At 38.6% G+C, this 4,124-nt stretch carries 4 protein-coding genes; 3 read left to right on the forward strand and 1 reads right to left on the reverse strand.

The features are described 5' to 3' along the window. Positions 1-407 precede the first annotated feature (407 nt). Positions 408-1,010: a hypothetical protein gene (locus tag AC59IL_RS38750; RefSeq protein ID WP_496557634.1), complete on the forward strand. Its 603-nt coding sequence runs from the start codon at positions 408-410 to the stop codon at positions 1,008-1,010. Between the two features lie 81 nt (positions 1,011-1,091). On the opposite strand, the gene AC59IL_RS38755 is transcribed toward AC59IL_RS38750, so the two are convergent. Then, entirely contained in the window at positions 1,092-1,424 is a 333-nt protein-coding gene (locus AC59IL_RS38755) for a hypothetical protein (protein WP_496557635.1), read from the reverse strand. Positions 1,425-1,817: 393 nt separating this feature from the next. On the opposite strand from AC59IL_RS38755, the gene AC59IL_RS38760 reads away from it, so the two are divergent. Then, positions 1,818-2,894, forward strand: coding sequence for a transposase (locus AC59IL_RS38760; protein ID WP_496557636.1), 1,077 nt, complete (start codon positions 1,818-1,820; stop codon positions 2,892-2,894). 21 nt (positions 2,895-2,915) lie between these two features. Then, positions 2,916-3,665, forward strand: a complete 750-nt coding sequence (gene istB / locus AC59IL_RS38765) for an IS21-like element helper ATPase IstB (RefSeq protein ID WP_496557637.1) — start codon at positions 2,916-2,918, stop codon at positions 3,663-3,665. Positions 3,666-4,124: the final 459 nt, after the last annotated feature.

Consider the following 4,124-nt stretch of genomic DNA (forward strand, 5'->3'; position numbering starts at 1 on the left):
ATAAATTTTCTGCTTTGGTGCAGCCAAAACCTTTACATAGGAGATTTCTAACCTTTTGATCCAGGATTTAAAAGCATTAGAAGAATTTGAAAGCCTCAATGTTAAAACCTAATTTTAGATAACAAAATGTCGCATCTCGAGCAAGGAAGGTTGAAATACACACTTCTTTATATATTTTAATTCTTCAACTGATACGTTGAATAAGGAAAATTAAAGCAGTTTAATAATGAAATCTGAAAAACACTTGTATCTATATTCTAAAATATTAGTAATCAACGGGCAGGGCATTTTCCTACTTCCCCGATGAACGCAAAGTCCTAATGTTAGCACAATTTCTATCGGTGATAGTGGTTCATCCAGTTTGAGATAGCAAGACACTAAGCCATTTGTTCTAAATTTATTATAAAATGAGAGATTTGACGGAATCAGAATATATACTTGCGGACATTATCTTACTAAAGATTGAACATAATACGGACTTTAGAATACAACGTTATTTACATAATGTTACAATCGGATTACAAGACACTCAACCCGAAAAAATCTATAATGATATATGTCAAATAGTGATTTCAAATAGTTCTATTATAGAAGATTTTTTAAGAACACAAGGCTATATAAAATTTACAGACCCATCTACACATTTATATATCCTTACTGAAAAGGGAGAAATTGCTCAAAGATACGGCGGACACAAACAATATTTGGATTGGTCGGAAAAAGAGAAGGGAAAATCAAAAAAAGGAGAAATTCCAAAACGTAATACAATTATTTATGATGCCATTAAAATTGTAATTCCATTGGTTTTTGGAATTATAATAGGTAGATATGCATGGAATCAGCCGACTAAATCAGCTAATGATAAATCAAATAACCAACCGCAAACGCAAACAATGGTGCGAGACACTTCTTACAAAGTACCTATAATTCTAGATAAGCATGATGGTGGTTTGAAAATAATTGATAGCCACAAGCATTCCTTTCCTTCCGATACGAAAAAACACAAGTAGCCTCAAAGTTTTAATCACCGGATATTTGACATTATTACCTTTCGAGAAACACAAGGGGGGAACCTAATTTCTTTGAAATTTTTAATGATGGATAAAGGATTTAATGAAATTCCAGATATCCCCGAGGTTTGAAGTGAAATAACCTAATATATACGTAATTGCTGCCAACACCCATTTAGGCATCCAATGATAAATCTTTCTAAAAAAGCTCCCATTGAGTTCGTGCCATGACGGCTTTCTTTCTTTTATATCATGGTGGTACCAAAAATCGCCATTGGTATGTTGATTTATAAATGAATGGTACTCTGTATCATTATAGACAACCTTTTCAATAACTTGATCTTCGAGAAACGGTTCAGACGAATCTGCGGTTTCCTTACACACTAATACTATCGGATATTTTTTGCCAGCCATAGGTCATTTTGTTTACTGGTTTAAATATTTCATCAGTACATTTTTGAGTAATAATGTTACTCTTTTGAACGACTTTATTTCTCAAGTCTCAGCCGTTGACCTTTATCACTCTTTCCAGGGGCTTCTAATTTCCTTGCCCGAAAAAAATCGCTAACAAAAACAAGCACCCCGATTAAAACGCTTGTCAAAATGTTACTTGTAAAAAAAATATTTAAACTCAGGATTTATTTTAAACCAAATATATTCCCCAATTCAAAACGTCCAATAATTCTAGTTCCAATTGACATAATTATGAAACATTTATCCAGCAAGGGTTTCGCAAAAATATCCGTCGTTTAAATACTTCCCAAACCAATAAAAATAGGACGTTTCGAATTAATATTGCTTCTTCTGATGGTGCTCTCCCGGTCCCGCTACAAATATGTTCTTTTCTCTACAGAACCATTTACATCCCAAACCGCCATAGATGCCCACGAAAAAGCCTTTGTCTTCCTGGAAGGTATACCAGATACGTTGGTATACGATCAGGATAGAGTATTTATGGTCGATGAGAACAACGGCGATCTTATTTTAACCGATGCCTTTAAAAGCTATCAACAGCAACGGGGCTTCCGGTTGCACTTCTGCCGCAAGGCGGACCCGCAAAGCAAGGGCAAAGTTGAAAACGTGGTCAAGTATGTAAAACAAAACTTCCTGTACAACAGAACCTTTGTAGATATTGATCTGCTGAACTCCGAAGTGTTGGCCTGGCTGGCCAGGACCGCCAATGAGCTACCACACAGTTTTACCAGAAAGCGTCCTGTAGCGGAATGGGAGATAGAAAAACCGTTCCTACGTCCTTTTGGCCCAGTTGTCATCTACCGGCCCAACGTTGTTGAATATACTGTCCGTAAGGACAATAGCTTCTCTTACAAGGGGAATTTTTACTCGCTGCCAGGTGGAACCTATAAGGGCCGGGGAAGCAAGGTATTGCTCGAAAAACAAGGCACCTGTATTGTGTTGTATGATCTCCAGCACCGGGAACTTTGCCGCCACCTGATTAGTGCCGGCAGAGGAGAAAAGATCATCAACAACGATCACAGAAGGGAAAAGAGCCAGGGCATCATAGAACTGGAAGATCAGTTCTATTCTCTGCTTGCCGATCCTCAAAAAGGACGACAACTGGTATCAGCCATCCGGCAGGATAAACCTCGCTATGTCCGGGACCAGTTGATGATACTGGTGCAGGTAGCCAGTACTACCACGCTACAGATAGTTGACGAAGCGCTTTCTTATTGTCAGCAGCATGGCATCAATGGAGCCGGTGACTTTAAAGCCATTGTGACCCACTACCTCTACGAACAAACGGATGATCCCCGGCAACAGGGTACCAGCTTAAATCTAACACTGAATCCCTTAAACAATCAGCCGCCAGACCAGGCGCTGATACAGCCTGCAACCAGCTCGATCAACGATTATGATATGTTTTAATTTTTTCTAAATAACAAACCAATGGAACAAAAGCAATTAATCAGGCAGTATTGCCAGCAGTTCAACATGAGTGGCATAAACAAGGTTATTGATGAACTCATTACCGAAGCAGAAGCTAAAGCACAGGGGTATATGGATTATACCCTTAGCTTCCTGCGCGCGGAGGCCGATTACCGCCAGCAAAAGGATATTAAAAAGCGAATGAAGCTGGCTTCCTTGCCGAAATACTGTGACTTGAGCACATACGATCATAGTGTCAATAACGGACTTACGATCGCTAAACTGCACCAATTACAGGAACTGCATTGGATGGACCAGATTTATAACATCATCTGCATGGGACCATCGGGAACCGGAAAAACGTTCCTGTCTGCAGGGCTTTGTTTTGAAGCTATCAAAAAGGGTTATAAGGCTTACTTCAGAACTATGGACGGCCTGATCAGCACCCTGAAGATGAAAGAGATTACCCGGACAGCCAAAGCTGAATACAAACGGCTATTACAGGCACACCTAATCGTAATCGATGATATCATGCTGTTCCCTGTCGAAAAAAAGGAAGCGGTGAGCCTGTTTAATTTTATCAATCAAATCTATGAAAGAACATCCTTTATCATTACCACCAATAAGAAACCGGCTGAATGGGCGCAAATGCTGGGTGACGAAGTATTAGCAACCGCTTTATTGGATCGATTGCTGTTCCAATGTGAAGTAATCAATCTGTCCGGAAAAAGCTACCGGCTGGAAAACAGGAAAACAATTTTTGAAGACTAAATCAATGCTCTTAATTTTGACACCGCTCTGCACTCTTGTTGCCAATTTTTGTGTACTGGTTGTTGCCAGAAGTTCTGCACTCCTAATTGCCAAAAACTCTGCATTGTTGCTTACCGACTACAACAGGATTTGAGAGTATTAGAAGAGTTTGTAAAACTCAATGAGGACTTGATAAAGATACATGTGGCTTTCTAATTCAAATGACAAAATGGCAAAACTCGATCAATCAGTTGAAAAACATATTCTTATATATTTTTAATTCATTGACTAATGCCCCGATCGGAGGATAAATAAATCAGTTAAATAAAAAACGTGAAAAACACCTGTTTTTATATCCCCATATATTAGTAATCTCGATAATTATGGTTTGATCTTATTGCAATTTGACCTTTTGCAATAACTATTATTGGAGGATGTGTATCCCTCCGGGAAGTTGAAAAGCTTTTGTTAAGTAAGCAA

Source organism: Niastella sp. sgz303648, assembly GCF_059587045.1.